General features: G+C 74.6%; 3 protein-coding genes. All 3 read right to left on the bottom strand.

Annotated elements, in window-relative coordinates; translation table 11 throughout:
• Window positions 1–281: 281 nt before the first annotated feature.
• Window positions 282–479: a PspC domain-containing protein gene (locus ACYVE9_RS25220; RefSeq protein ID WP_461030203.1), complete on the bottom strand. Its 198-nt coding sequence runs from the start codon at window positions 477–479 to the stop codon at window positions 282–284.
• 135 nt (window positions 480–614) lie between these two features.
• On the bottom strand, window positions 615–1,205 hold the full coding sequence (locus ACYVE9_RS25215; RefSeq protein WP_461030202.1) for a VanZ family protein: 591 nt from the start codon (window positions 1,203–1,205) through the stop codon (window positions 615–617).
• 77 nt (window positions 1,206–1,282) lie between these two features.
• A partial coding sequence (locus ACYVE9_RS25210; RefSeq protein WP_461030201.1) for a hypothetical protein occupies window positions 1,283–1,836 on the bottom strand: 554 nt, incomplete at its 5' end.

Genomic DNA, 1,836 nt, shown 5'->3' with positions numbered 1-1,836 from the left:
CAGCCGCGGCCTGCCCACCGACGCCCTGACGTCCGGGCTGCCCACCAAGCAGCTCCTGGGCGGCCTGCCCACCGAGGGGCTGACCGGCGGCAAGTTCTCCAGCCAGGTCACCGGTGACCTGGCGGGCGGCCTGCCCGCCTGAGCCGGGCAGGGCCACTGCCGCAGTCGCGCAGGGGCTCGCTCCGGTCGGGTGCCCGGCACGACGGCGGCCCGCCGCGCACGCGGGACCACCCGCCAGGGTGGCCTGCGAGCGGGGACGGGCCGCTGTGGCCGTCGCGGCATCACCAGGCGCTGCCGGCCTTCTCATCCGGCAACATCACCCACAGGGCGATGTACAGCAGGAACTGCGGGCCGGGCAGCAGGCACGACACCACGAAGATCACTCGCATCGTGGTCGCCGAGATGCCGAAGCGACGGGCCAGCCCGGCGCACACACCGGCGATCATCCGGTTTTCCTGAGGGCGGGAGAGTGCGGCCATGACGTGACTCCTTCGTTGGATCCGCTCGTCTTCGTCCGACGCGTCGGCGCTGCTGTCCGGGTGCCCGGTCGAACGGGTCCGGACGCGGCCTTCCGGGAGGTTTTCCCGAGCCTCCGGGAAGTTTCCCGGTATGCGTCAAACGTAGGGCGCGCGAGGCCGGGAGGCGTCGGCCCACGGGGCGATGTCGACCCTGGTCGCTCTCGGGGTCAGACCCTGAGAGCCCCGGACCGTCCGCCGCACGGCGGCGCCGACCTCCACCTGCCGCAGCGCCCCCCGCCGCAGCGCCCCCCGCGCCAGCGGGTAGAGCAGCAGGTGCCCCAGCGCGACACCGGTGGTGTTGAGCAGCAGCGAGTCGACGTTGAGCATCTGGCCGGGACCGGTCGAGCGCAGCACCTCCAGGCCGAGCGCGAGCAGCCCGCCGGCCAGCACCGTGCGGACGAAGGACCCGACCCAGGAGCCGAGCCTGCCGGAGGCGACGGGCAGCAGCGCTCCCAGCGGTGCCAGCAGCAGCAGGTCACCGCCGAGCGCCCGCAGCGCCTCGCGGGGGCCGCGGGAGAGCTCCCGTTCGATGGTGGCGAAGAGCTGCACGCTGGCCGGGTCCATCCACGGGACGGACAGGGGTCGCAGCGTCAACCAGCCGACGAACAGCAGGTATCCGCCGAGGAGTACAAGACCTGCTGTCCGGAGCCGTGGGGCGGCACTACCGCCAGGTCGATGACGCTGCACGGGGAGGAGGACGCCGGTGGTCGGCGGGGCGGTTCCCGGCTGTTCGCCGTGTCACCCGCAGGGCCCCGTGGCGCCGGTCACAACGGCACTCCGGCGCTCTGCGCGGCGTCCGAGGAGGTGCGCAGCTCGGTGGAGCAGGTGTAGCGGCGGAGCGGTTCGTCGGTTTCGGCCGCCGGGCCGCCGAGCACCACGCGCCCGTTGTCGTCGGCAAGGGCGGTGTCGGCGTAGCTGCACACGAGCTGCCCCAGCGCGAAGGACGGCAGCTCCGCCGGGTTGCGGCTCAGCCGCAGCGCGCTCCGCGGGTCGCCCGCCGCCGGGCCGTTGACCCGCAGCTGGTCGGGCACCGCGGTGCTGAACCCGAACTGCCGCTCGCGCTTTCCGGGTTCGCGCCGCAGCTCGGCGAGCAGCGTGCGGGCGACGGTGAGCCGTTCGGCGGGGGTGCCGCCGCGGGGCAGCTCCAGCCGGCGTTCCACGTCCACCACTCGTGAGCTGCACACCAGGGAGACGCGGGTGGCGGTGCCGCCGTCGGGGGCGTCGGTGCTGTCGCCCGTCAGCGCGCAGGCGACCCGGGTCGGTGCGGGGCCGGAGTCGACCGGCACCGAGGTGGCCCGGATGCCGCAGCCGGCGAGTG

It is taken from the genome of Streptomyces sparsus (genome assembly GCF_054776295.1).
This window is presented reverse-complemented; position numbering and strand designations above follow the sequence as displayed.